Raw genomic sequence first — 24,186 nt, forward strand, 5'->3', positions numbered from 1 at the left:
GTGCTTGATCTTTGCCGCGCGCCTGATATGCAGCGGGCGAGATGGATACATAGCAAGGATGACCCCGTGGATATTGCTGCCCTGCGCTCTGCCAACCCTGACCACTGGAACAAAGCTGCCGCCATTCGCGCCCTGACGCTGGATGCGGTGGCCGCGGCCAACTCCGGCCACTCCGGTATGCCCATCGGTATGGCCGATGTCGCGACGGTTCTGTTCGAAAAGCACCTGAAATTCGATGCCGCCAACCCCGAATGGCCGGATCGCGACCGGTTCATCCTGTCGGCGGGGCATGGTTCCATGCTGCTTTATTCGCTGCTGTACCTCACGGGGAACCCTGACATCACGCTGGAGGAGATCAAGAATTTCCGCCAGTGGGGCGCCAAGACGGCGGGCCACCCGGAGAACTTCCTTGTGCGCGGGGTCGAGACCACGACCGGGCCGTTGGGGCAGGGGATTTCCAATGCCGTTGGTTTTGCCATGGCCGAGGAGATGCTGCGCGCGCGTTTCGGCAAGAAACTGGTGGATCACCATACCTATGTGATCGCCGGTGACGGTTGCCTGATGGAAGGGGTGAGCCAAGAGGCCATCGGGCTGGCCGGGCGGCACAGCCTAGGCAAGTTGATCGTGCTGTGGGACAACAACAACATCACCATCGACGGCAAGGTGGAGCTGGCCGATCGCACCGATCAGGTGAAGCGCTTCCGCGCCAGCGGCTGGCAGGTGCTTGAGATCGACGGGCATAACCCCGAAGAGATCGACGCGGCCCTGACCAAGGCGAAAACCGGCAAACGCCCGACGATGATCGCCTGCAAGACGCATATCGCGCTTGGCCACGCGGCGCAGGATACCTCGAAGGGGCATGGCGCCCTGATCGACCACGACCAACTGGTCGCAGCGAAAGAGGCCTATGGGTGGTCCTATGGGCCGTTCGAGGTGCCCGCCGATGTGAAGTCCGCATGGGAGGTGATCGGCGCACGGGGTGCCGAGGATCGCACCGCGTGGGAGGCCCGCATGGGCGAGGTGTCCGAGCGCCGTCAGGCGGAATTCACCCGTATCTTCAACCGCGAAACGCCCAAGAAGCTTTCGGCGCGGATCAAGGCCCTGAAAAAGCAGATCAGCGCGGAGCAACCCAAGGTCGCCACCCGTAAATCGAGCGAGATGGTTCTGGAAGTCGTGAACCCGATCATGCCCGAGACCATCGGCGGTTCGGCCGACCTGTCGGGATCGAATAACACCCAGTCGGGCGACATGACCGTTTTCGACACCGACAACCGCAAGGGCCGTTACGTGCACTGGGGTATTCGCGAGCATGGCATGGCCGCGGCGATGAACGGTATGGCCCTGCATGGCGGTATTCGCCCCTATGGCGGCACCTTCATGTGCTTTACCGATTACGCGCGCCCGGCGATGCGTCTGGCCGCACTGATGAAGCAGCCGACGGTGTTCGTGATGACCCATGACAGCATCGGTTTGGGCGAAGATGGCCCGACACACCAGCCAGTGGAGCATCTGGCGATTTCGCGCGCCACGCCCAATACGATGGTGTTCCGCCCCTGTGACACGGTGGAAACCGCCGAAGCCTGGGAAATCGCGCTGACCTCGAAAGAAACCCCTTCGGTTCTGTCGCTGACCCGTCAAGGCGTGCCGACGCTGCGCACCGAGCATCGCAACAAGAACATGGTGGCCCAAGGGGCCTATGTTCTGGCCGAGGCCGAGGGCAAGCGTCAGGTGATCTTGATGGCCACCGGATCTGAAGTGGAGATCGCCATGCAGGCGCGTGAGGCGCTTCAGGCCGAAGGGATCGGCACGCGGGTTGTCTCAATGCCCTGTTGGGAGCTGTTCGAGCAACAGGACGAGAAGGTGCGCCGCCAGGTACTGCCCGCCGGCCCGGTGCGCGTGGCTGTGGAAGCGGCCGTGCGGCAAGGCTGGGATCGGTGGCTGTGTGGTGAACGCGGACGCGAGCAGAAATCCGGTTTCGTCGGCATGGACCGTTTCGGCGCCTCGGCCCCGGCGGGTACGCTTTACGAGAAATTCGGCATCACCTCGGAGGCCGTCATCGAGAAGGTGAAAGCCCTGCTTTGAGCCATTGAGAGCGTTCCTGACGAAAAGCCGCCGACCCGTTGGGCCGGCGGTTTTTTCTTGTGGTATCGGCAGTTGACCATGGGCGCGAGGCTGGGCCATATGGGGCCAGATCACAGGGAGGCATACCAATGAACATTCGTTCCATTCTTTTCGGCACGGCAATCTGTGCCATGGCAGCGGCCCCGGCCATGTCGGAAACGCGGGTGACCTACAAATCGGCGAAATCGACCTCGTCCTATTACCAGATGGCGGTGCAGATCGCCGAGGCGATGGAGACGGCATCCGACGGTGAAATCAACGTCACGGTCGAGGAAAGCCAGGGCTCGGTCCAGAACGTGATGGAAGTGCGGGCGCGCGGCGGTGATTACGTCTTCACCACGCCCCCGGTCTTGGTGAAGCTGGCACAGGGCGGCAAGGCGATGTTCGAGGGCAAGGGCAACCCGGCCTTCGACGACATCCGCGCGCTGTTCCCGATCCCGTCGCTGACCATGCATTTCGTGATGAGCGACGAGAGCGGCGTCGAGAGTTTCGACGGCCTGAAGGGCAAGACGATCCTTCTGGGCAAGGGCAGTTTCGGTGCGCGAGAGGGCGAGAAATACCTTGGGCTGTTCGGTGTGAAGGACGAGGTCGAGGTGGCCGACGTGGAACTGTCGAACGCGGTGCCCGCGCTCAAGAACGGCCAGATCGACGGGTTTGTCACCGCAGGCTCGTGGCCCGCGCCCAACGTGGTTGAGGCCGCAGCCTCGACCGGGGTGACGGTTCTGTCGCTGAGCGATGAACAGATTGCCGAAACCAAGCGCACCAAGCTGGTGATCCCGGCGGGTACCTATGCGGGGCAGGATGAGGATATCGTCACCACCTCGCTTCCCGTAGTGGCCTATACGACCACGAAGATGGACGAGGACACGGCCTATACCCTGACGAAAACCTATTGGGAGCAGAAGGGTGATATGGCCGAAGCCGCCAAGTGGTGGGCCGGGGTTGATGAGGGCCTGATGGCGAATATCACCGGCAAGATCCACCCCGGCGCCGTGCGCTATTACGAAGAGGCGGGCATGAGCCTGACCGACGCACAAAAGTGAGCATCGGCATAAGCGATACCCCCGCGCCGCAGGGTGTGGCGCGGGCGTTCTGGGCCAGCTTCGCGCTGGCCTCTGTCGTCTTTCACCTCGGGTTGGTGTTTTCCGGGCTGGTTCCCAATCTGGTCAGCCGCCCCGTACACCTGATTTTCGTGCTGCCCTGGGTGCTGGTCTGGGGGCGGCAGGGCATGGCGTTGTGGTCGGGGCTCGCGCTGTGTGCCCTTGGCGTGGCGTCGGCGGCCTGGGTGGCGCTGAGCCACGACACACTGGCGGATCAATACGGGTTTCTGGAAGGCGATGTTCAGGTCTGGATCGCCGCCGTGCTCATATGCGTGGTTCTGGAGGCGGCCCGGCGGGCGATTGGCTGGCCCTTGCCGCTGGTGGCATTGGCGGCGCTCTTATATGGCCTCTTCGGGCAGCATATCCCGGGCCGTTTCGGCCATTCGGGAACGCCGGTGGAAAGTTTCCTCGGCACGCTCACCATTGCCGAAGGCGGGCTTTGGGGCACGCTGACGGCGGTTTCGGTGAACGTGGTGGCGATCTTCGTGATCTTCGGGGCGGTCCTGAACGCGGGCGAGGCCGGGCAGGGCTTCATGAACGTGGCCGCGGCGGCGGCAGGGCGGTTGCGCGGCGGGGCGGCCAAGGTTTCGGTTCTTTCGTCGGCCTTGTTCGGCTCGATCTCGGGCTCGGCCTCGGCCAATGTGGCCTCGACGGGCGCCATTACCCTGCCGGCGATGGAGCGTCTGGGATACCCCAAGCGGATCGCGGCAGCGGTGGAAGCCGTGGCCAGTTCCGGCGGACAGATCATGCCGCCGCTGATGGGGGCCGGGGCCTTCGTCATGGTGGAACTGACGGGCGTGCCCTACACGGGCATCATGGCTGCCGCCGCCTTACCGGCGCTTTTGTATTTCTGGGCGGTCTGGATCGGGATTGACGGCTATGCGCGGCGCTTTGACCTGCGCGGATTGGCGAAAGAGGACCGGCCCGAGGCGCGCGCGGTCCTGATCACCTCGGGATTCTTCCTCGTCCCCTTCGGCGTGCTGCTTTGGGGGATGTTCGGGCTGAACGTCACCCCGCAATATGCCGCCTGCCTTGCCATCATGGCGGCGGCGGTCTTGTTGCTGATCGGCGCGGACCTGCGGTTTGACGTCAAACGCGCCACGCAACGCATTGAAGCGGCCCTTATGGCCGCGGGTCGGCAGGTGGCGCTGATCGGGTCGATCATCTTCTGCGCCTCGCTGGTGATCGGGGTGCTGGGGGTGACCGGGTTGGGCGTCAAGATCACCTCGCTGATCCTGTCGGCCTCGGGCGGTCTGCTCTGGCCCTCACTTTTGCTCACGGCTATCGCCTGCCTCGTGCTGGGGATGGAGGTGCCCACCACGGCGGCCTATGTGATCTGCGTCTCGGTGGCCGGGCCTGCGCTCATCGAATTGGGCTTGGACCCGCTACAGGCGCATCTTTTCGTCTTCTGGTACGCGTTACTTTCAACGATCACACCGCCCGTTTGCGGCGCGGTCTTCATCGCCTCTGGCATGATCGGGGAAAATTGGCTGCGGGTGGCGGTGACGGCCATGGCGCTTGGGGTGGGCCTCTATCTGATCCCATTGGGGATGGTGGCCAACCCCGATGTCATCGGCCTTGCCGAAAGTCTTGGTCCGGCCATCTTGGCCGCGCTTAAGGTCGCCGTAGGTCTTGCGCTGATCAGCTGGGCCTTGGTGCGCAAAAAAGCGGCCGCCCTACGCGCCGCCGCCCTTGTTTCTGGTCTCGGGGCCATCCTCTGGCCCCTCTGACCCTTTCTTCTTTTTGAAAATATCCTGGGGTAGGTTGAAAATCTAATTTTCAACCAAGGGGCAAAGCCCCTCAACCGGCGCGCTTTGCGCGCTGAGCCTGCCGCGCCGCAGGCGCGCCCATTTGGTCAGGCGTTGGCTTCGCGGATCTTCTCGGCGGCGTCCTTGTCATAGGTCACGCCGTTCTGGTCGAACATCTGGTCCAATTCGCCCGAGAGGGTCATCTCGGTGATGATGTCGCAGCCGCCGACGAATTCGCCCTTGATGTAAAGTTGCGGAATGGTCGGCCAGTCGGAGTAATCCTTGATGCCTTGGCGGATGGCTTCATCTGCCAGCACGTTCACATCCGTAAATTCGACGCCCATGTAGTTGAGCACCCCCGCCACGCGCGAGGAGAAGCCGCATTGCGGCATGTCCTTGGTGCCTTTCATGTAAAGCACCACGTCGTTGGATTTCACGGTTTCGTCGATCTGGGTTTTGGCGTCACTCATGGGAACCTCTTTCCGGTCTGGTCGTTTCGTTGGAGTCGCTGTCGCTATCATCTGCGACGGGCGGTTCATAGCTGGGGGCGGTTTCGTCGATGTCGTAGGCAGAACGCTTGTTCATGGAGGGGCCGAAGCGGCGCCAGCGTTGGTATTCCTTGATCGAGGCCCAGACGAACATCACGACGAAGGGAATAAGCACGAGCATGATCGCCGGGTGCAGAGTGAAAAGCCCATGGCCCTCGATACCGAACGGGGAATTCTGCATGCTGCGCGACTCCTCGGCCTTATCGCCTTGCGGTGCTTAGTCCGGTGCTTTCGTGGTCAGGGCAAGGGCGTGCAGATCGCCTGAGGGGCCATCCATCTTGCCTTTGAGGGCCGCGTAGACCGCGCGTTGTTGCTGTACGCGGTTCATGCCCTTGAAGGAGGCATCGATCACTTCGGCGGCATAGTGGTTTCCGTCACCGGCCAGATCGGTGATGGTGATCTGGGCTTGCGGAAACTCGGCGCGGATCAGGTCTTCGATTTCCTGAGCTTGAATGGGCATGCGGCGTTTCCTTTTCTTGGTCCTTGGCAAAGATGTAGACCCGGTTGTGGGGTCTTGCAAGGGATGGCGCGCGCCCGAGGGCGCGCGCGTTGTTGTTCAGGCGAAAGTCTCGCCAAAGCTGTTGCGGTAGATTGCAGAGAGTTCTGCGAGGGGCGCTTCGGAGGTGCCGAATTTGACCGTATCGCCGGTGAATTTGCCGACGCTCTGGATCGGAACGCCCGCACGGCCCGCTTCGATCATCAGCGCCTCGGCCTGATCGAAGTTGCAGGCCACCAAGTAACGGGCCTGATCCTCGCCAAAGAGGGTGGCGGTGTCGTCGCTGTCCAGTTGTACCCCCACGCCTGCGGCCTCGGCCATTTCGAAGGCCGCAAGGGCGAGGCCGCCATCGGAGAGGTCGGTACAGGCCTTGATCAGGGTGTGATTGGCGCGGATGAAATCGCCGTTGCGTTTCTCGGCGTCGAGATCAACGGCGGGGGCGTCACCCTCGGCGCGGTTGTAGACCTCCGAGAGAATCGCGGATTGGCCGAGGTGGCCGGTGGTCTCGCCGATGAGGATGGCGACATGGCCGTCGCGCACCTCGCCGGTGATGGCGTTCTCGGCCTTGTCGATCAGGCCGACCGCCCCGATGGTCGGGGTGGGCAGGATCGCCTGCCCATCGGTTTCGTTGTAAAGCGAGACATTGCCCGACACGATCGGCATATCGAGCGCCGAAACCGCCTGACCGATGCCTTTGATGGCGCCGACGAACTGTCCCATGATCTCGGGTTTTTCGGGGTTGCCGAAGTTCATGTTGTCGGTGGTTGCCAAGGGCAGGGCGCCAAGGGCGGTGAGGTTGCGATAGGCCTCGGCCACGGCCTGTTTGCCGCCTTCTGTGGGGTTGGCGCGCACGTAGCGCGGCGTCACGTCCGAGGTGAAAGCCAGCAGCTTGTCGGTGCCGTGCACACGGATGAGACCCGCCCCAAGCCCGGGGCCGCGTGCGGTGTCGGCCATGACCATGGTGTCGTATTGTTCATAGACCCATTGGCGTGAGCAGTAGTTGGGAGATCCGACAAGCGCCTTGAGCCCGTCGATGGGATCGACGCCCGGCACGCTGTCGGCGTCCAGCGCTTCGGCGGGCTCTGGTTCGTTCCAAGGCCGGTCGTATTCTGGCGCGCTACCCGAAAGGGTGGCCAGCGGCAGGTCGGCCTTGACCTCGTTGCCGTGCATGATGAGGAAGCGATCCTCGGCGATGGTTTCGCCGACGATGGCGAAATCGAGGTCCCATTTTTCGAAGACCGCGCGGGCCTCGGCCTCTTTTTCCGGGCGCAGGACCATGAGCATGCGTTCCTGGCTTTCGGACAGCATCATCTCGTAGGCGGTCATGTTTTCTTCGCGCTGCGGGACCTGGTCGAGTTGCAGCTTGACGCCAAGGCCGCCCTTGTCGCCCATTTCCACCGCCGAACAGGTGAGGCCCGCCGCGCCCATATCCTGAATCGAGATCACCGCGCCGGTGGCCATCAGTTCCAGCGTGGCTTCCATCAGGCGTTTTTCGGTGAAGGGGTCGCCCACCTGTACGGTGGGGCGTTTTTCTTCGATCGACTCGTCGAATTCGGCGCTGGCCATGGTGGCCCCGCCGACCCCGTCGCGGCCCGTCTTGGCCCCGAGGTAGACGACCGGCATCCCGACGCCCGAGGCCTCGGAGTAATAGATCTTGTCGCTGTCGACGAGGCCCGCGGCAAAGGCGTTCACAAGGCAGTTGCCGTTATAGGCCGGATCAAACCGGACCTCGCCACCCACGGTGGGCACGCCAAAGCAATTGCCATAGCCGCCGACACCTTCGACGACGCCATGTACCAGTTGCCGGGTTTTGGGGTGGTCCGGTTCGCCGAAACTAAGCGAGTTCATCGCTGCGATGGGGCGCGCGCCCATGGTGAAGACGTCGCGCAGTATACCGCCCACGCCGGTGGCCGCGCCCTGGTAGGGTTCGATGTAGGACGGGTGGTTGTGGCTTTCCATCTTGAAGATCACGGCCTGCCCGTCGCCGATGTCGACAACGCCGGCGTTTTCGCCCGGTCCGCAGATCACCTGTGGCCCCTCGGTGGGCAGGGTGCGCAGCCATTTCTTGGAGGATTTGTAGGAACAATGTTCGTTCCACATGGCCGAGAAGATGCCCAGTTCGGTGAAGGTGGGTTCGCGGCCGATGATCTCGAGGATCATGTCGTATTCTTCTGGCTTGAGGCCATGGGCCTCGATCAGTTCGGGCGTAATTGCCGGGTCCTGCATTTTGTTGGATTCCCCCAAGGTGTCCGGTTGGCGCCTCTTTAAGGCATGCAAGGGGCAGGGGGAAGGGGGCGTTTCCAACAGAACGCCGGGCATTGGTCGCAGGGGCAGAAAAGCAGTGGCCCGGTGCAACACCGGGCCACCCACGTCATCACCTCTGAGAATGGAGGTGTGTGTGTTGCAGGCTGCTTATTGCACTTTGACCTTGTCGGCGACCGCTTGGCGCAGTTGATCAAGCGTCATGGCATATTCAAGGCCGCCGCTTTCCTCGACGCTGAGAGTGCTGACACGGAACCCGATGCGATCCGCAGTGATATTGGCGTCGTCCGCGACGTCCACATAGACCAGATGTTCAGCGCCCATGGCGCCTTCATTGGCGTAAACGGTGCCGATTTCCAGATCGTCAACCGAAGTCACGATCGCGCCTTCATCCGCCGCGGCCACGATGTTTTCCACCTTGGTGCGGTCGGCCGCGGTCATTTCGGGTTTTGATATGTCACCCGAGAAGGGTGCGGTGACATTGCCCTCGGTATCGACGGTTGCGTCGCCCATGGTTTCTTGGGTTTGCTGACGGTCGCCGTTGTCATCGTAGATATTGGTGGTGTCGGTTTTGGCAGCATGGGCCGCCATTGCGGTTGCACTGGTCAATGCCGTTACGATGGCGAAATGGCGAATGGTCATAAATCCTCCGTTTCTGCAGGTCTGGCCTGCTGGGTTTGCGGCACGTGTTGCTTTGTGCCGTCTGCTGAATGAGGTGGCCTCGTGATCCGGAACTTGCAGGGGGGGCAGGGGGGTATTTTCCGGGTTCAGCATGATTTTGCCGTCACGTCGCGGAAACTCTCGGCAAGTTCTGGCTGATGACTGGCCTGCTTGGCGAAGGTCATGAAATCGTGACCCGGTAGGGGTTGAAGGATTGACGCGGTAGTGTGCTTGCGCTCACATGCGCACAAGTTCAGGGAGGGATCATGGACAGTATGCAAAATCCGTTTCGTGGCAACGGGTTGCCTGAGAACGTTTTGATGGGCGCGCCGTGGCCGAGCATTGACGCTGCGGCCCCCGAGGCCTTGCTGGCGCAATGTCCGGCGGCCAGTGAGACCCCATTGGTCGAAGTCGAGGGCTTTGGCCCGCGCCTTTGGGTCAAGGATGAGCGCGGGCGCATGGGGCTGGGAAGTTTCAAGGCGCTTGGGGCGGCCTATGTGATCGCCCATGAGGCGGTGCCCACCGGGGCCGAGGACTTGTCGACCGCATTGGAGGGGCGGGCCTATGTCACGGCCAGTGCTGGCAATCATGGCCTGTCGGTCGCGGCAGGTGCGCGGATATTCGGCGCGCGGGCCGTTGTGTACCTGTCCGAAACCGTCCCAGAAGGCTTTGCCGCGCGGCTGCGTGAGAAAGGCGCCGAGGTCGTGCGCGCCGGGGCCGATTACGAGGCCAGCATGGGTGCGGCGGCGCAGGCGGCGGATGAAAAGGGCTGGACCCTGCTATCGGACAGTTCGTGGGAGGGGTATTTCGACCTGCCGCATCGCTTGATGGAAGGCTATCTTGCCATGGCTGCCGAGGCCACCCGACAGATGCCTGAGCCGCCCACGCATATCTTCTTGCAAGCCGGGGTTGGTGGCCTTGCCGGGGCTTGTGCGGCGTGGTTCAGGCATGTCTGGGGCGATGCACCGCAGATCGTGGTGGTGGAGCCCGAGGCCGCCCCGGCGTTGCATCACAGCATTGCCGAGGCGCACCCGGTGGAAACCGTGGGCCCGGTGTCGAACATGGGGCGGCTGGATTGCAAGGCGCCGTCGCTGATTGCCCTCAAGGGGTTGGCACGGGATGCGGATGTTTTCGCCCTGATTTCGGATTCGGAGGCGAGCGCGGCTTTGCCCGACCTTGCGGACAAGGGGCTGTCCACGAGCGAGTCGGGGGCGGCGGGTGTCGCGGCGATGCGATTGATGGACCTGCCGCAGGACGCGCGGGTTTTGTGCATCATCAGTGAAGAGGCCGACGGGTGACGCGCGGTTTCTCGGACGAAGAGTTTCGAGAGCGCGTTGCGCGCGCGCAGGCGCGGATGGACAAGGCCGGGCTTGGGGCGCTTTTGCTGACCACCGAAGCGGATGTGCGCTATTTCACCGGATATCTGACACGGTTCTGGGAAAGCCCCTGCCGGGCGTGGTATCTGATCGTGCCGGCAAGCAGTGACCCGATTGCCGTGATCCCCTCCATCGGCGCAGCCCTGATGCGCGCGACTTGGATAAACGACGTTCGCACATGGCCCGCCCCAGACCCCTTGGACGACGGTGTAAGCCGTCTGGCCGAGGCACTGCGCGAGGTGGGCGGCCCTGTGGGCCTGCCCAGCCATCAGGGAACAGTCGCGCGAATGCCCTTGGCCGATCTGGAGGCGGTGAAGGCGCAAAGCGGCCTGACCTTCACCGACGACAGGGGCATCGTGGCAGGCTTGCGGGCAATAAAATCCGAGGCGGAGATCGCCAAGATCGCCCGGGCCTGCGCCATTGCCGGACGGGCCTTTGGCCGGGTGGGCGAGATTGCCATGCCGGGTGTGCCGCTGAGCCGGGTGTTCCGGGATTTCCAGCGGCTCTTGCTGGAAGAAGGGGCCGATTGGGTGCCCTATCTGGCAGGCGGGGCCGGACCGGAAGGATACGCCGATGTGATTTCACCTGCCAGCGAGGCGCCCTTGGTGGTTGGTGATGTCTTGATGCTGGATACCGGAGCTGTCTGGGACGGGTATTTTTGCGATTACGACCGGAATTTTGCCATTGGTCATGCGACCGACATACAATGTGCGGCTCATGCCCGGTTGGTCGAGGCAACGCAGGCCGGGTTGGAGGCGGCACGGCCTGGGGTCCGGGCCTGTGATGTCTGGCGCGCCATGGCCGACGTCGTGGGGACCGGTGAGGATGCGGGCCGATTGGGCCACGGGTTGGGGATGCAACTGACTGAAGGGCTTTCCCTGACGGCCGAGGATCAGACCACGCTGCTCCCCGGGATGGTCATTACGCTGGAACCCGGGATCGAGACAATCGGGGGCAAGATCATGGTGCATGAAGAGAACATCGTGATCACGGAGGGGGCACCACGCGCCTTGTCCCCATTGGCGACGGTTGATTTGCCAACGATCTGACCGGGCAAAACTTGGGCGTTTTGTGCAATGCCTGTGCAGAAAAAATATACGGGTGTCGTTTGAAAAAAAAGGCCGAGCTCTAAGCTCGGCCATAGTCCAACAGGGAGGTATGATGATGACCTGCTTGCGCCGTCATCGTCATGGCCGGGAATTATGCAGTTTGGCAGAGACGATCAAGGGCCAAGATGCCGCAGGTGCAGCATGGCCGTTATGCGCCGTACGCATGGCTGAAACCGCATGTGATGAATGACTTAGCTAACCGCCTGTTCTTTCATCGTTTTTCGATATTCCATGATTTCTTTCTGAACGAAATCGCGGAAGGCCGAAATGCGTTTCGATTGCCGCAATTCTTCGGGGTAGGCGAGGAAAACCGGCACCTCTCCTGAATGAACTTCAGGCAGGACACGTACAAGATCGGGAAAATCACGCGCGAGGTAATCGGGGAGCACCCCAATGCCGAGATTATGCAAAACCCCCTGCAACACACCGAAGTAATTGTTCACGGTAAGTAGAGAGGGGACATCATATGTCATCAACTCGTTCACCAGTGTCGCGCCGGCCCCTACCTGTGCCGAGCGGGGGTTTTGGCAGATCAATCTGTGTTCATGCAGGTCGTCGGGGGTTTCTGGCATCCCCCTGTCTTCCAGATAGTCGCGTGACGCGAAGAGGCACATATGCACGCTCATCAATCTTTTGCGGATCAGGTCTGCTTGGCTGGGTTCTTTCATGCGGATGGCGACATCGGCCTCGCGCATGGGCAGGTCAAGGACCCGTTCTTCGAGCATGAGGTCGATCTTGAGATCGGGATATTTCTCATAAAGGTCCGGCAACCGCGGGGCTAGCCAAAGTGTGCCAAAGCCGATGGTCGTGGTCACACGCAGCTCGCCGAAGACCTCTTCCTCACTGTCGCGGATGCGGGCGGTGGCGGCGTCGAGGCGTTTCATCATGGCACGGGTCGCATCGAACAGAAGCTCGCCCTGTTCGGTGAGAATCAGGCCGCGGGCATGGCGGTGAAAAAGTGTGGCGTTCAGTGATTCTTCAAGCCCGCGCACCTGCCGCGAAACAGCAGATTGCGACAAATGCAGTTGATCCCCCGCGTGCGTGAGGCTTCCGGCATCGGCGACGGCGTGAAATATTCTAAGCTTATCCCAATCCATAATTGTAACTTTCAGCTCTTAATTCGGGTTGGGAGTGCAATACCAGAAAAGTGTTTCCAATTCACAGGCTTGCAAGCTGTTTATTTGGAAAATATGCTTGGTAGGTCACTAATTATGACCTAATATTGCCCTATATTTAGACATGGTGGACACGCCGAAGGGAGGCCAGGAATGACCAAGCAGACCGTGACGCTGAACGACCGCTTCGATCTGGAAAAATCGCCGGTGTTGCTGAATGGGACGCAGGCGCTTGCGCGACTGATGCTGACGCAGGCGGCGCGGGATCGCGCGGCGGGGTTGACCACGGCGGGTTATGTGACGGGCTACCGCGGCTCGCCCTTGGGGGCGGTCGATATGCAGATGAACCGCGCCGCCAAACAGTTGGCCGAGGCCAATGTCACCTTCAATGAAGGCTTGAACGAGGATTTGGCCGCGACGGCGCTTTGGGGCTCTCAGCAAGCTGAACTGCGCGGCGAAGGCAAATACGATGGCGTCTTTGGCCTGTGGTACGGCAAGGGGCCGGGTGTGGACCGGTCGGGCGATGTGATGCGCCACGCCAACATGGCGGGCACCTCGCCGCACGGTGGTGTTCTGATGGCAATGGGGGATGACCACACCGGGGAATCCTCGACCGTGCTGCACCAAAGCGAATGGGCCATGGTGGATGCCTACATGCCCGTGGTCAGCCCGGCAGGTGTGCAGGAGATCATAGATTACGGCATTTATGGCTATGCCCTGAGCCGCTTTTCGGGGCTTTGGGTGGGCCTCAAGACGATGAAGGACACGGTCGAGGCCACCGCTGTCATCGACGGGCGTGTGGACCGGATGAAGATTGTGACCCCTGAGTTCGACATGCCAGAGGGGGGGCTAAATATCCGCCTTGGCGATACGCCCCACGCGCAAGAGGCGCGGATGATCGACTATAAACGGTTCGCCGCCGAGGCGTTTTCCCATGCCAACAAGATGGACAAGCGGGTCTGGGGCAAGCCGGGCGCCAAGATCGGCTTCGTGGCCGCCGGTAAGAACTGGCTCGATCTGGAACATGCGCTGACGCTTTTGGGCATTGATGCGGATGAGGCCGAAAGGCTGGGCATCACAACCTACAAGGTGGGGCAGGTTTTCCCGCTGGACATGACAGGCTTTCACGATTGGGCCGAGGGGCTGGACCTGATCGTGGTGGTGGAAGAAAAACGCAAGCTGATCGAGGTGCAGATCAAGGAAGCGATTTTCGATGACCGTCGGGGCCGCCGTGTCTACGGCTGGCACAAAGGCGGCGGGGCCGGCTCCATGCATGGGCCGGAATTGTTCCCGACACGTGGCGCGCTTGATCCGATTTGGATCGCCGAGAAGCTGGGCGAGATCCTGATCGAAGAGGGGCGCGGAACGGACGCGGTAAAGGCGGGGCTTTCGGCCTTGGCCGAGGCCCGCGCCGGCGACAACGCCGAGGAGATCGCGGCACGGCTGCCCTATTTCTGTGCGGGTTGCCCGCATAACAGTTCCACCAAGCTGCCCGAGGGAAGCCGGGCTTATGCCGGGATCGGCTGTCACTACATGGTGCAGTGGATGGACCGTGAGACCACCGGCTTTACCCATATGGGCGGCGAGGGGGCCAATTGGATCGGCGAGGCGCCGTTTTCCAAGCGCCCGCATGTGTTCCAGAATCTGGGCGACGGCACCTATAACCACTCGGGCGTGCAGGCCATCCGCGCGGCCTTGGCGGCGGGAACGAACATTACCTACAAGATTCTCTACAACGATGCCGTGGCGATGACGGGCGGCCAACCCAACGATGGCGGGTTGACTGCGCCACAAATCGTGGCGGAACTGCGTGCCATGGGGGTGGAGCATGTCTCGGTCGTTTATGACGAGAAGGAAGACGTGGACCTGAACGCCTTTCCCAAGGGCGTGGAAACCCATGAGCGGGCCGAGTTGATGGAGGTGCAAAGGCGCTTTGCCGAGATCGAAGGCGTTTCCGCGATTGTTTATATCCAGACCTGTGCCGCCGAGAAACGCCGTCGCCGCAAGCGTGGGACCTTCCCGGACCCGGACAAGCGGGTGTTCATCAATACCGACGTCTGTGAGGGCTGTGGCGATTGCGGTGTGCAATCCAACTGTGTGGCGATCAGCCCGGTGGAAACCGAACTGGGCCGCAAGCGCGAGATTGATCAATCCGCCTGCAACAAGGATTTCAGTTGCCTGAAAGGATTCTGCCCCAGTTTCGTGACCCTTGAGGGGGCGGAACTGCGCAAGGAAGAGACCGCAAGCCTAGAGTTGCCCGATATGCCGGAGCCGAAGCTGCCCGAGATCGACGGGACCCATAACGTGGTGATCACCGGCGTCGGTGGTACGGGCGTGGTGACCATCGGGGCGGTTCTGGCGCAGGCGGCGCAGATTGACGGCATGGGCGCGGGCATGATGGAAATGGCCGGTTTGGCCCAGAAGGGCGGCGCGGTGCATATCCATTGCCGCCTCGCCAAATCCCCTGACGACATCAATGCGATCAGGGTAGCCACGGGCGAATGCGACACGCTGATTGGCGGTGACCTTGTGGTGAGTGCCGGGGCCAAGACGATTGGCCTGATGAAGCAGGGACGCACGGGGGGCGTGGTGAACAGCCATGAGATCGTCACCGGCGATTTCACCCGCGATCCCGAGTTTCACCTGCCTGCCGACCGTCTGAGCCTTGCTTTGGAAGCGCGGTTGCGGGACGGCCTGCAACTGGTCGATGCTTCGGAACTGGCGCGCATCACCATGGGGGATTCGATCTTTTCCAACATGATGATCTTTGGCGCGGCATGGCAGCGGGGGTTGATCCCCGTCAGCTATGAGGCGATCAGCCAGGCGATCGAGTTGAACGGCGCCGCCGTGCAACGCAACCTGCGGGCCTTCGAGATCGGCCGATGGGCGGCTTTTGCCCCGGACGAGGCCGGGAAGCTGCTGACGCCGAATGTGGTGGAAAAGCCCAAGAGCCTTGAAGAGAAGATAGCTTTGCGTGCCGACCACCTGATCGAGTATCAGGGCAAAGGCTTGGCGAAACGATATCGCAAGCTGGTGGACGGGGTCGAGGATGGCGAACTGCGCGAGGCCCTCGCCAAGGGCTATCATAAGCTCTTGGCCTACAAGGACGAATACGAGGTGGCACGGCTGCTGTTGTCGAGCCGCGAAAAGGCCAAGGGGACCTTCGCCGGGGACTTCAAGATGACCTTCCATCTTGCGCCGCCGCTTTTGTCGAAGACTGGCGCGGACGGGCGCCCCGTGAAACGCGAATACGGTCCGTGGCTTGAGCGCCCCATGCGGATGCTGGCCAAGCTGAAACGCCTGCGCGGTACACCGCTTGATCCCTTCGGCTATACCGCTGAACGCAAGATGGAGCGCGCCCTGATCAAGCAGTACGAGCAGGACATGGCCGAGGTATTGCCGAAACTGGATGCGCAGACCCGCGAGGCGATCGTTGCCTTGGCCGAGCTTCCGCTGCAAATCCGAGGCTTTGGGCCGGTGAAGCAAGCCAATGAGGCCAAGGCCGCGAAACGACGTGAGGAGCTTTTGACCACGATCCGCGCCGGCGGGGCGCCGGTGGCACGGGCGGCGGAATAATGTCATGAAATCGTAACCTGTTCTGGTCACACCCTTCGCATATCCCTATGGAACCGGCGAATCGAATGGGAATGGTGCCATGCGTCAGGAACGCCAAGTCGCGCGCGACATAAGCTATTCATACTCGGCCCAGACAAAGGGCGGGCGGGCGATGATCCGCACGATGGAGAACCTGACGGGGCGCATCCGCCTGATCAAACGCGCCAAGGGGTATGAACGCGATGTGGCACAGGGGCGTGACTTCTGGGAGGTCATGGTCGAGCGGTATGGCCTGTCCTTGGATGTGGTGGGCGGGAGCCTTGCCAATATCCCGCGCGAGGGGCCGCTGATCCTGATTGCCAACCATCCCTATGGCATCTTGGACGGGTTGATGATGGGGCACATCCTGAGCCGGACACGCGGGGATTTCCGTATTCTGGCGCATCAGGTGTTCCGCAAGGCCGAAGACTTGAACAAGATTATTATGCCAATCAGTTTCGATGAGACGAAAGAGGCGGTTCAGTTGAACTTGCGGACCCGCAAAACCTCATTGGACTATCTTGCCCAAGGTGGGGCGATTGGCATTTTCCCGGGCGGTACGGTCAGCACGGCGGCCAAGCCCTTTGCACAACCGCTTGATCCGGGTTGGCGCGGGTTTACGGCGCGGATGATCGCCAAGTCGAACGCGACGGTGGTGCCGGTGTTCTTTGACGGGCACACCAGCCGCTTGTTCCAGATTGCCAGCCATCTGCACTATACCCTGCGGATGGGCCTTTTGATCAAGGAGTTCGGCAAGCGGGTGGATACCTCGGTTGGAGTTGTGGTCGGCGAGCCGATTGGCCGGGCGGAAATGGACCAATACAAGGGTGATACGAAATCGCTCATGGCATTCCTGCGCCGCAAGACGTATGAGCTGTCTCCAAGGCCGATTGATCCTGCGTCGGTCGGGTTCGAATTCGAATAAGGGCGTCCCGCCGGGCGGGGCGGGGACATCATGGCAGTTGGCATTTTCGATAGTGGTCTCGGGGGGTTAACCGTTCTGGACGCGGTTGAGAAACGCCTGCCGGAGGTGCCTTTCGTTTATCTGGGCGACAATGCGCATGCGCCTTACGGGGTGCGGGATGCGGATGATGTTTACGAATTGACAACCCGGGGGGTCGAGCGGCTTTGGGCCGCGGGTTGTGACCTTGTGATCCTGGCCTGTAACACCGCGAGTGCTGCGGCCTTGCGCCGGATGCAGGAAAGCTGGGTGCCGCGCGACAAGCGGGTGCTGGGCGTTTTTGTGCCTTTAATTGAAGCACTTACAGAGCGGCAGTGGGGCGATAACTCGCCCCCGCGCGAGGTGCAGGTCAAGCATGTTGCCCTATTTGCCACCCCGGCCACGGTAAGTAGCCGGGCCTTTCAGCGGGAGCTGGCCTTTCGCGCGATTGGCGTGGATGTGGAGGCGCAGGCCTGTGGCGGGGTGGTGGATGCCATCGAAGAGGGCGACATGATCCTTGCCGAAGCCTTGGTGCGCAGCCACGTGGATGCCCTCAAACGCAAGATGCCCGAGCCGCAGGCCGCGATCCTGGGATGTACCCATTACCCTTTGATGCAAAACGTTTTTCAGGATGCCTTGGGGGAAGATGTACAGGTCTATTCGCAGCCCAACCTGGTGGCCGATAGCCTTGCCGATTACCTGACGCGGCGGCCTGAGATGTTGGGTGAGGGGACGGCGAAGCAGTTCCTGACGACGGGCGACCCCAAGCGGGTGTCGGCGCGTGCCACGCAGTTTTTGCGACGGGAAATCACCTTCGAGCAAGCCTGAGCGGCGTTTTGTACGACTCGTACGTTTTGTACGCGAGTTTCGTACGAAAATCGGGCCCTCTTTTCAAAAAGTCGTACGAGTTGTACGAAACTCCCGACATTCGGAAGGGATAAGACATGACCAAACAGATCGCCATTCTGGGCGCCAGTGGATACACCGGGGCGGAGCTTGTCCGGCTGATTGCCACCCATCCGGGGATGGAGATTGCAGCACTTGGGGCGAACTCCAAGGCGGGGCAGAGCATGGCGCGGGTGTTTCCGCATTTGCGGCATCTGGACTTGCCCGATCTGGTGAAAATCGACGAGATCGATTTTGCGGGGATCGACCTGTGCTTTTGCGCCTTGCCGCACAAGACCAGCCAAGAGGTGATCAGCGCGCTACCCAAGGATTTGAAAATCGTGGACCTGAGCGCGGATTTCCGGCTGCGGGATCCGGCGGATTACGAAAAGTGGTATGGCAATCCGCACTCGGCGGTCGAATTGCAGAAAGAGGCGGTTTACGGACTGACCGAGTTTTACCGCGACGAGATCAAATCCGCGCGGCTGGTGGCCGGGACGGGATGTAACGCGGCCACGGGGCAATACATCCTGCGGCCCTTGATCGCCGCCGGGGTGATCGGGCTGGAGGATATTATCCTCGATCTGAAATGCGGGGTGTCGGGGGCGGGGCGGTCCTTGAAGGAAAATCTGCTGCATGCGGAGTTGAGCGAGGGCTATCACGCCTACGCCGTGGGCGGCACGCACCGGCATCTGGGCGAGTTCGATCAGGAGTTCAGCAAGGTCGCGGGGCGGGATGTGAGGATCCAGTTCACGCCGCATTTGATCCCGGCGAACCGGGGCATTCTGGCGACCGGTTACGTCAAGGGCGAGGCTGAGGCCATTCACGATGTGCTGGCCGCGCAATATGGAAATGAGCCGTTTATCGAGCTTTTGCCTATGGGCGAGGTGCCCAGTACCCGCCATGTGCGGGGTAGCAATTTCTGCCATGTGGGCGTGGTGGCCGACCGTATCCCCGGCAAGACCATCGTGATCGCCGCCTTGGATAACCTGACAAAAGGTAGCAGCGGGCAGGCATTGCAGAATGCCAACCTGATGCTAAATATTCAGGAAACCGAAGGTCTGATGCTGGCCCCGGTCTTTCCTTAAGCCCTGGGAGGCGGGTTATGAAATCGCTCAAGAAAAAACGCAGAGTTCAGATTATCGCCCTTGCGGCGGTGGCCTTGGTGGTTTCAACGGCGCTGATTGGCTATGCGATGCGGGACGGGATCAATTTTTTCCGCTCGCCCACGCAGGTCATGGATGAGCCGCCCGCGCCGACGGAGGTGTTTCGCATTGGCGGGCTGGTCGAGGACGGCAGCCTTGTGCGGGGCGAAGGCGAGACCATCCGGTTTAACGTGACCGATGGCGGGGCCGTCGTGCCCGTGACCTATACCGGCGTTCTTCCTGATTTGTTCGAGGAAAATCAGGGGATGGTCGGCATGGGCAGCTATCGGGACGGCGTGTTCGAGGCGACCGAGATTCTGGCCAAGCACGACGAGGATTACATGCCCAAGGAAGTGGTGGACAGCCTGAAGGAACAGGGTGTTTACCAAGAGCCGAACGGGTAAGGCCGCGCAGGGGCTTATTATCGCGGACGTCGCACCGCGCGGTCCATCATCGACCTTTTAACTTTTCCCTCTGATCCTGCCGTTCAAAGAGCAGGAGACAGAGGCGATGCAAAGCGTTTCGCAGATTGCCAAAGAAATCGTCGCCCGCGAGGGCGGATTCGTGAATGATCCCGACGATCCGGGCGGGGCGACGAACCATGGCGTGACCATTCACACCCTGCGGCGCTTGGGGCTGGATGTGACCGGCGACGGGGTGGTGGATCTGGCCGATGTGCGGGGTTTGAGCCGCGCGCAGGCCGAGCGAATTTTCATCGAGCATTACTTCGAGCGGCCCGGAATTGCCCGGTTGCCCGAGGTTTTGCAGGCCAGTGTTTTCGATATGTACGTCAACGCCGGGGCCAACGCGGTGAAGATATTGCAGCGGCTACTGGGGCAGATGGGCCAGCGGGTGAGTGTTGACGGGGTGATTGGGCCGCAGACCGTGGCAGCGGCGCATTCGGCGACCAGCGCGGCGCCGGATCATATTGCCGATGCTTACGGGATCGCGCGGCGGAATTATTACCTGCGCTTGGCGGACAGGCGCCCGGCGAGTCGCAAGTTTGCGCGGCGGCGCGATGGCGGCAAGGGCGGTTGGATCCGGCGGGCCGAGGATTTCATCGCGCCGCGCTATCACCTGTCAGAGGCGGAATTCAGCGAGAGGGTGGCATCATGGGGCTGATCGAACGGCTGTTTACCATCGTGTTCGGCGGAGGCCGGAACGTTGTGAAGGATACCGCGGAGGTGTTTCGCGAGAATGCCGAGGCCGGGGCCGAGCGGGCGGCCGACCACAAGGCCGAGGTCGTGGCGCAATATGGTGCGGAGTTCGCCGCGCCCGCGCGGGGCGGGTTTGACCGGTTCATGGATGGGCTGAACCGGGTGCCGCGCCCGGCGATGGCGCTTGGCACGCTGGGATTGTTCGTCGCGGCCATGGTGGAGCCGGTCTGGTTCGCGGAGCGAATGCAGGGGATTGCCCTTGTGCCCGAGCCCCTGTGGTGGCTTCTGGGGGCGATTGTCAGCTTTTACTTCGGGGCGCGGCATCAGGTGAAAGGGCAGGATTTTCAACGCTCTATCGCCGCGACGATGGCGCGCGCGCCTGTGGTGGTCGAGAATCTGCGTGCGCTTGGGGCCTTGCGGGCGGGCAGCCCCGGGGCGGCGGATGCAGGGCGCGATGCGGCGCTTTCGCTGGCGGTGATCAAGCCCGAGGCGAACCCGGCGCTGGAGGATTGGCGGCATTCGCGCGGCTGACCCCGCGACAAATTGATCACCGGGCAGGGCCGAATGCGCTTTGCCCGGGGGCGTGTGAAAGTTATATTCCGATTCATGATTACAGAACTCGGTCACTTCGCCCTCATCCTTGCCTTTCTTGTCGCCGCCGTTCAGGCGGTCGTTCCACTTGTGGGGGCGCAGAAGCGTTGGCCCGGCTGGATGGCCGTGGCCGAGCCCGCCGCGACGGCGCAATTTTTCCTGACGGCGGTCAGCTTTGCGGCGCTGACCTATGCCTTCGTGGTGTCGGATTTCTCGTTGCGTCTGGTGGTGCTGAACAGCCATTCCGCCAAGCCGATGCTCTACAAGATCACCGGGGTTTGGGGGAACCACGAGGGGTCGATGCTGCTTTGGGTGTTGATCGTGACGCTGTTCGGTGCGTCGGTTGCGTGGTTCGGGGGAAACTTGCCGCCGGGGTTGAAGGCGCGGGTGCTGAGTGTGCAGGCGATGATCGGGGTGGCGTTTTTCGCCTTTATCCTGTTCACCTCGAACCCGTTCCTGCGGATGTCGGTGCCGCCCTTTGACGGGCAGGATTTGAACCCGCTTTTGCAGGACCCCGGTTTGGCCTTTCACCCGCCGTTCCTGTACCTGGGGTATGTCGGCCTTTCGATGACCTTTTCCTTCGCGATTGCGGCCCTGATCGAGGGGCGTGTGGATGCGGCCTGGGGCCGGTGGGTGCGGCCCTATACGCTGGCGGCGTGGATGTTTTTGACCGTAGGGATCGGCCTTGGCAGCTGGTGGGCTTATTACGAGCTTGGCTGGGGCGGGTTCTGGTTCTGGGACCCGGTTGAGAACGCCAGTTTCATGCCGTGGCTCATTGCCGCCGCGCTGTTGCATTCGGCCGTGGTGGTTGAGAAGCGGGAGAGCCTGAAAAGCTGGACGATCCTGTTGGCCATCATCGCCTTCGGCTTTTCGATGGTCGGCGCCTTTATCACGCGGTCGGGGATCATCACCTCGGTCCATGCCTTCGCCACGGACCCGGAGCGGGGGATGTTCCTGTTGCTGATCTTGGCGGTTTTCATGCTGGGCGGGCTGACGATGTTTGCCGCGCGAGCCAATGCCATGCAGGCCAAGGGGGTTTTTGCCCCGGTGAGCCGCGAGGGGGTGTTGGTGATCAACAACATCCTGCTGGGGGTCTCGGCCTTCGTGGTGTTCGTCGGCACGATCTGGCCGCTGGTCAGCGAGATGGCCTTTGACCGCAAGCTGAGCGTCGGGGCGCCGTTCTTCAACATGGCCTTCACGCCCTTCATGGTTCTTTTGGGCCTGATCCTGCCGGTGGGGGCGATGTTGCCGTGGAAACGGGCGAATCTGCGCCGTGTGGTCAAACCGCTGCGCGGGGCATTCATCCTGTCGCTGGCGATTGGCGCGCTGGCCTTTGCCATGCAGACCGGGCGCAGTGCGCTTGGGCCTGTGGGGCTGTTTCTGGCGGCCTGGCTGATTTCGGGCGCCTTGGTGGATTTGTGGAGCCGGACGGCCCGGGCCGAGAATCGTTTCGCGCGGTTGCGCCGCTTGCCGCGGGCCGATTGGGGCAAGGCCATGGCCCATGGCGGCCTTGGCGTGACCATTGCCGGGATCGCGGCGATGATGGCCTGGGAGGCCGAGGATATCCGCGTGGTACAGGTCGGCGAGAGTTTCGAGGTGGCGGGGTTCACCCTGACGCTTGACGAGGTGCGGCGCCTTGAGGGGCCGAACTACGACGCGACCCAAGGGATTGTGACGCTGGCCAAGGACGGTCAGGAAATTTCCACAATGTATCCGGAAAAGCGGGTTTACCCGGTGGCCAAGATGCCCACGACGGAAGCCGCGCTTGATAACGGATTCCTGCGGGATGTTTACGTTGTCATCGGTGATCCGCAAAACAACGGGGGCTGGGCGATGCGCACCTATTACAAGCCGCTGGCGAACTGGATCTGGGGCGGTGCGATCCTGATGGCGATCGGTGGGTTGCTGTCGCTGAGTGACCGGCGCTATCGCGTGGCGGCGGGCGCACGCCGCGCGGTGCCCGGCGGGGTGCCAGCGGAATGATGCGATTTGCCCTGAGCCTGATCACCTGCCTGATGTTGGCGCTGCCCGCGCTGGCGGTGCAACCCGACGAGATGCTGGACGATCCCAAGCTGGAAGAGCGCGCGCGGGAGATTTCCAGCGGTTTGCGCTGCCTTGTGTGCCGCAACGAGAGCATCGACGATTCCAATGCCGACCTGGCGCGTGACCTGAGGCTTTTGGTGCGTGAGCGTTTGGTGGCGGGCGATAGCGACGAGGAGGTCGTCGAGTACATCGTCGATCGCTACGGCGAATACGTTCTGCTGAATCCGCGTGCCACGGGATCGAACCTTGTGCTGTGGCTTGCGGGGCCCTTGATGCTGATATTCGGCGGGGCGCTCGGGGCGCTGTACCTGCGGCGGCGGTCGCAGGTGCCCGAGACAGCCGAGAAAGACGTCTTGTCGCAAACTGAGGCCGAGCGGCTGCGCGAAATCATGGACGAGTGACGCGCCGTTTCCCTTTGCAGCGGGCGTGATATGCGGTTTGAATGCCCGCAAAGCCAAGGCAAGGGATCAGACCAGTGAAAGACTACCAGACCATCACGCTTGAGATTGACGAGGGCGCGGCGATTGTGACGCTGAACCGCCCCGACAAGATGAACGCGCTCAACACCCAGATGCGGGCCGAGATCACCGATGCGATCAAGACCGTGTCGCTTGACAAGCTGGCGCGGGTGATCGTGTTGACCGGCAATGGCAAGAGCTTCTGCTCGGGGCAGGACCTGAGCGATGGGGGCAATGCCGCGAACCTCGATCTGGAGCGTGTGCTGCGCGACGAGTATGTGCCGATGCTGCGGGCGATTTTCGAATGCCCGGTGCCGACGATCTGTGCGGTGAACGGCCCGGCGGCGGGGGCGGGGGCGAACCTTGCGCTGGCGGCGGATGTGGTGATCGCCACCGAGAGCGCCTATTTCCTGCAAGCCTTCACGCGGATCGGGTTGATCCCGGATGCAGGGGGCACCTATTGGCTGCCGCGCCAGATGGGGGCAGCCAAGGCCATGGGCGCGGCCCTTTTTGCCGAGCCGATCAGCGCGCGGCAGGCGGATGACTGGGGCATGATCTGGGAAGCGGTGGATGACGATGCCTTTGACGCCCATTGGCGCGCCCGGGCCGCGAAACTGGCGCAGGGGCCGACGGTGGCCTATCGCGGGCTGAAAGAGGCGGTGCGCGGCGCTTGGGACCACACGTTGGACGGACAGTTGGAGTTGGAAGCCAAGCTGCAAGGCACCTGCGGGACGACCCGGGATTTCAAGGAGGGGGTGATGGCCTTCCTCGAAAAACGCCCCCCGAAATACGAGGGGCGCTGAGAGAGTGGCAGGCGCGGCCCCGCGGGGCCGCGTTC

Annotated in this window: 21 protein-coding genes; 15 read left to right on the forward strand and 6 right to left on the reverse strand. The window is 62.1% G+C overall.

The window, feature by feature from the left end; genetic code table 11:
* The first annotated feature begins 66 nt into the window (after positions 1 to 66).
* From tkt to FDP25_RS16465, 3 genes are all read left to right on the forward strand, one after another.
* Positions 67 to 2,082 carry a transketolase gene (gene tkt, locus FDP25_RS16455; protein ID WP_343032094.1) on the forward strand — a complete coding sequence of 672 codons (2,016 nt, stop codon included), beginning with the start codon at positions 67 to 69 and terminating at the stop codon, positions 2,080 to 2,082.
* Positions 2,083 to 2,210: 128 nt separating this feature from the next.
* On the forward strand, positions 2,211 to 3,164 hold the full coding sequence (locus tag FDP25_RS16460; RefSeq protein ID WP_154154864.1) for a TAXI family TRAP transporter solute-binding subunit: 954 nt from the start codon (positions 2,211 to 2,213) through the stop codon (positions 3,162 to 3,164).
* Complete coding sequence (locus FDP25_RS16465; RefSeq protein ID WP_343032095.1) at positions 3,161 to 4,951, forward strand: TRAP transporter permease; 1,791 nt, start codon at positions 3,161 to 3,163, stop codon at positions 4,949 to 4,951. Before FDP25_RS16460 ends, FDP25_RS16465 begins: the two co-directional genes overlap by 4 nt.
* Positions 4,952 to 5,076: 125 nt before the next feature.
* Here the strand turns inward: FDP25_RS16465 and grxD are convergent, their stop codons facing one another.
* The 5 genes from grxD to FDP25_RS16490 all read right to left on the reverse strand — a co-directional run bounded on the left by grxD (position 5,077) and on the right by FDP25_RS16490 (position 8,917).
* Positions 5,077 to 5,439, reverse strand: coding sequence for a Grx4 family monothiol glutaredoxin (grxD, locus tag FDP25_RS16470; protein WP_154154867.1), 363 nt, complete (start codon positions 5,437 to 5,439; stop codon positions 5,077 to 5,079).
* Entirely contained in the window at positions 5,432 to 5,698 is a 267-nt protein-coding gene (locus FDP25_RS16475) for a hypothetical protein (RefSeq protein WP_154154870.1), read from the reverse strand. The genes grxD and FDP25_RS16475 overlap by 8 nt, the downstream gene beginning before the upstream one ends.
* Before the next feature lie 36 nt (positions 5,699 to 5,734).
* Positions 5,735 to 5,977 (reverse strand): BolA/IbaG family iron-sulfur metabolism protein, encoded by a 243-nt coding sequence (locus FDP25_RS16480; protein ID WP_154154873.1) that lies wholly within the window; start codon positions 5,975 to 5,977, stop codon positions 5,735 to 5,737.
* Between the two features lie 96 nt (positions 5,978 to 6,073).
* Positions 6,074 to 8,239, reverse strand: coding sequence for a phosphoribosylformylglycinamidine synthase subunit PurL (purL, locus tag FDP25_RS16485; RefSeq protein WP_154154876.1), 2,166 nt, complete (start codon positions 8,237 to 8,239; stop codon positions 6,074 to 6,076).
* Positions 8,240 to 8,425: 186 nt separating this feature from the next.
* Positions 8,426 to 8,917, reverse strand: coding sequence for a phosphoribosylglycinamide synthetase (locus FDP25_RS16490; protein WP_179959274.1), 492 nt, complete (start codon positions 8,915 to 8,917; stop codon positions 8,426 to 8,428).
* A 284-nt stretch (positions 8,918 to 9,201) separates the two neighbouring features.
* On the opposite strand from FDP25_RS16490, the gene FDP25_RS16495 reads away from it, so the two are divergent.
* A complete protein-coding gene (locus FDP25_RS16495) occupies positions 9,202 to 10,233 on the forward strand; it encodes a pyridoxal-phosphate dependent enzyme (protein WP_154154879.1) in 1,032 nt (343 codons plus the stop codon).
* Positions 10,230 to 11,360, forward strand: coding sequence for a M24 family metallopeptidase (locus FDP25_RS16500; RefSeq protein WP_343032096.1), 1,131 nt, complete (start codon positions 10,230 to 10,232; stop codon positions 11,358 to 11,360). Before FDP25_RS16495 ends, FDP25_RS16500 begins: the two co-directional genes overlap by 4 nt.
* Before the next feature lie 251 nt (positions 11,361 to 11,611).
* On the opposite strand, the gene FDP25_RS16505 is transcribed toward FDP25_RS16500, so the two are convergent.
* Positions 11,612 to 12,517, reverse strand: coding sequence for a LysR family transcriptional regulator (locus FDP25_RS16505; protein WP_154154882.1), 906 nt, complete (start codon positions 12,515 to 12,517; stop codon positions 11,612 to 11,614).
* A 171-nt stretch (positions 12,518 to 12,688) separates the two neighbouring features.
* Between FDP25_RS16505 and FDP25_RS16510 the strand changes: the two genes are divergently transcribed.
* The 10 genes from FDP25_RS16510 to FDP25_RS16555 all read left to right on the forward strand — a co-directional run bounded on the left by FDP25_RS16510 (position 12,689) and on the right by FDP25_RS16555 (position 24,151).
* Entirely contained in the window at positions 12,689 to 16,111 is a 3,423-nt protein-coding gene (locus FDP25_RS16510; RefSeq protein WP_154154885.1) for an indolepyruvate ferredoxin oxidoreductase family protein, read from the forward strand.
* 79 nt (positions 16,112 to 16,190) lie between these two features.
* The gene (locus tag FDP25_RS16515) at positions 16,191 to 17,054 is read left to right on the forward strand and encodes a lysophospholipid acyltransferase family protein (RefSeq protein ID WP_154154888.1); all 864 of its coding nucleotides are present in this window, start codon (positions 16,191 to 16,193) and stop codon (positions 17,052 to 17,054) included.
* 30 nt (positions 17,055 to 17,084) lie between these two features.
* The gene (gene murI, locus FDP25_RS16520) at positions 17,085 to 17,897 is read left to right on the forward strand and encodes a glutamate racemase (protein WP_154154890.1); all 813 of its coding nucleotides are present in this window, start codon (positions 17,085 to 17,087) and stop codon (positions 17,895 to 17,897) included.
* Between the two features lie 116 nt (positions 17,898 to 18,013).
* A complete protein-coding gene (argC, locus tag FDP25_RS16525; protein WP_154154893.1) occupies positions 18,014 to 19,042 on the forward strand; it encodes an N-acetyl-gamma-glutamyl-phosphate reductase in 1,029 nt (342 codons plus the stop codon).
* A gap of 17 nt (positions 19,043 to 19,059) precedes the next feature.
* Complete coding sequence (gene ccmE, locus FDP25_RS16530; RefSeq protein WP_154154896.1) at positions 19,060 to 19,503, forward strand: cytochrome c maturation protein CcmE; 444 nt, start codon at positions 19,060 to 19,062, stop codon at positions 19,501 to 19,503.
* A 106-nt stretch (positions 19,504 to 19,609) separates the two neighbouring features.
* Complete coding sequence (locus tag FDP25_RS16535) at positions 19,610 to 20,221, forward strand: holin-associated N-acetylmuramidase (RefSeq protein WP_154154899.1); 612 nt, start codon at positions 19,610 to 19,612, stop codon at positions 20,219 to 20,221.
* Positions 20,212 to 20,787, forward strand: a complete 576-nt coding sequence (locus tag FDP25_RS16540; RefSeq protein ID WP_154154902.1) for a holin family protein — start codon at positions 20,212 to 20,214, stop codon at positions 20,785 to 20,787. The genes FDP25_RS16535 and FDP25_RS16540 overlap by 10 nt, the downstream gene beginning before the upstream one ends.
* Before the next feature lie 75 nt (positions 20,788 to 20,862).
* A complete protein-coding gene (locus tag FDP25_RS16545; RefSeq protein WP_154154905.1) occupies positions 20,863 to 22,830 on the forward strand; it encodes a heme lyase CcmF/NrfE family subunit in 1,968 nt (655 codons plus the stop codon).
* Positions 22,830 to 23,291: a cytochrome c-type biogenesis protein gene (locus tag FDP25_RS16550; protein ID WP_154155127.1), complete on the forward strand. Its 462-nt coding sequence runs from the start codon at positions 22,830 to 22,832 to the stop codon at positions 23,289 to 23,291. Before FDP25_RS16545 ends, FDP25_RS16550 begins: the two co-directional genes overlap by 1 nt.
* 41 nt (positions 23,292 to 23,332) lie before the next feature.
* Entirely contained in the window at positions 23,333 to 24,151 is an 819-nt protein-coding gene (locus tag FDP25_RS16555) for an enoyl-CoA hydratase-related protein (RefSeq protein WP_154154908.1), read from the forward strand.
* Positions 24,152 to 24,186 lie beyond the last annotated feature (35 nt).

The organism is Roseovarius bejariae (assembly GCF_009669325.1).
In the GTDB taxonomy this organism is placed as follows: Bacteria; Pseudomonadota; Alphaproteobacteria; order Rhodobacterales; family Rhodobacteraceae; genus Roseovarius; species Roseovarius bejariae.

Coding starts and splice junctions, on each gene's coding strand:
- FDP25_RS16505 (WP_154154882.1), bottom strand. CDS start 12,517: ATGGATTGGGATAAGCTTAGAATATTTCACGCCGTCGCCGATGCCGGA.
- FDP25_RS16510 (WP_154154885.1), top strand. CDS start 12,689: ATGACCAAGCAGACCGTGACGCTGAACGACCGCTTCGATCTGGAAAAA.
- FDP25_RS16490 (WP_179959274.1), bottom strand. CDS start 8,917: ATGACCATTCGCCATTTCGCCATCGTAACGGCATTGACCAGTGCAACC.
- FDP25_RS16475 (WP_154154870.1), bottom strand. CDS start 5,698: ATGCAGAATTCCCCGTTCGGTATCGAGGGCCATGGGCTTTTCACTCTG.
- murI (WP_154154890.1), top strand. CDS start 17,085: ATGGCAGTTGGCATTTTCGATAGTGGTCTCGGGGGGTTAACCGTTCTG.
- grxD (WP_154154867.1), bottom strand. CDS start 5,439: ATGAGTGACGCCAAAACCCAGATCGACGAAACCGTGAAATCCAACGAC.
- FDP25_RS16555 (WP_154154908.1), top strand. CDS start 23,333: ATGCCCGCAAAGCCAAGGCAAGGGATCAGACCAGTGAAAGACTACCAG.
- FDP25_RS16460 (WP_154154864.1), top strand. CDS start 2,211: ATGAACATTCGTTCCATTCTTTTCGGCACGGCAATCTGTGCCATGGCA.
- FDP25_RS16545 (WP_154154905.1), top strand. CDS start 20,863: ATGATTACAGAACTCGGTCACTTCGCCCTCATCCTTGCCTTTCTTGTC.
- FDP25_RS16535 (WP_154154899.1), top strand. CDS start 19,610: ATGCAAAGCGTTTCGCAGATTGCCAAAGAAATCGTCGCCCGCGAGGGC.
- FDP25_RS16480 (WP_154154873.1), bottom strand. CDS start 5,977: ATGCCCATTCAAGCTCAGGAAATCGAAGACCTGATCCGCGCCGAGTTT.
- FDP25_RS16515 (WP_154154888.1), top strand. CDS start 16,191: ATGCGTCAGGAACGCCAAGTCGCGCGCGACATAAGCTATTCATACTCG.
- purL (WP_154154876.1), bottom strand. CDS start 8,239: ATGCAGGACCCGGCAATTACGCCCGAACTGATCGAGGCCCATGGCCTC.
- ccmE (WP_154154896.1), top strand. CDS start 19,060: ATGAAATCGCTCAAGAAAAAACGCAGAGTTCAGATTATCGCCCTTGCG.
- FDP25_RS16495 (WP_154154879.1), top strand. CDS start 9,202: ATGGACAGTATGCAAAATCCGTTTCGTGGCAACGGGTTGCCTGAGAAC.
- FDP25_RS16550 (WP_154155127.1), top strand. CDS start 22,830: ATGCGATTTGCCCTGAGCCTGATCACCTGCCTGATGTTGGCGCTGCCC.
- argC (WP_154154893.1), top strand. CDS start 18,014: ATGACCAAACAGATCGCCATTCTGGGCGCCAGTGGATACACCGGGGCG.
- FDP25_RS16540 (WP_154154902.1), top strand. CDS start 20,212: ATGGGGCTGATCGAACGGCTGTTTACCATCGTGTTCGGCGGAGGCCGG.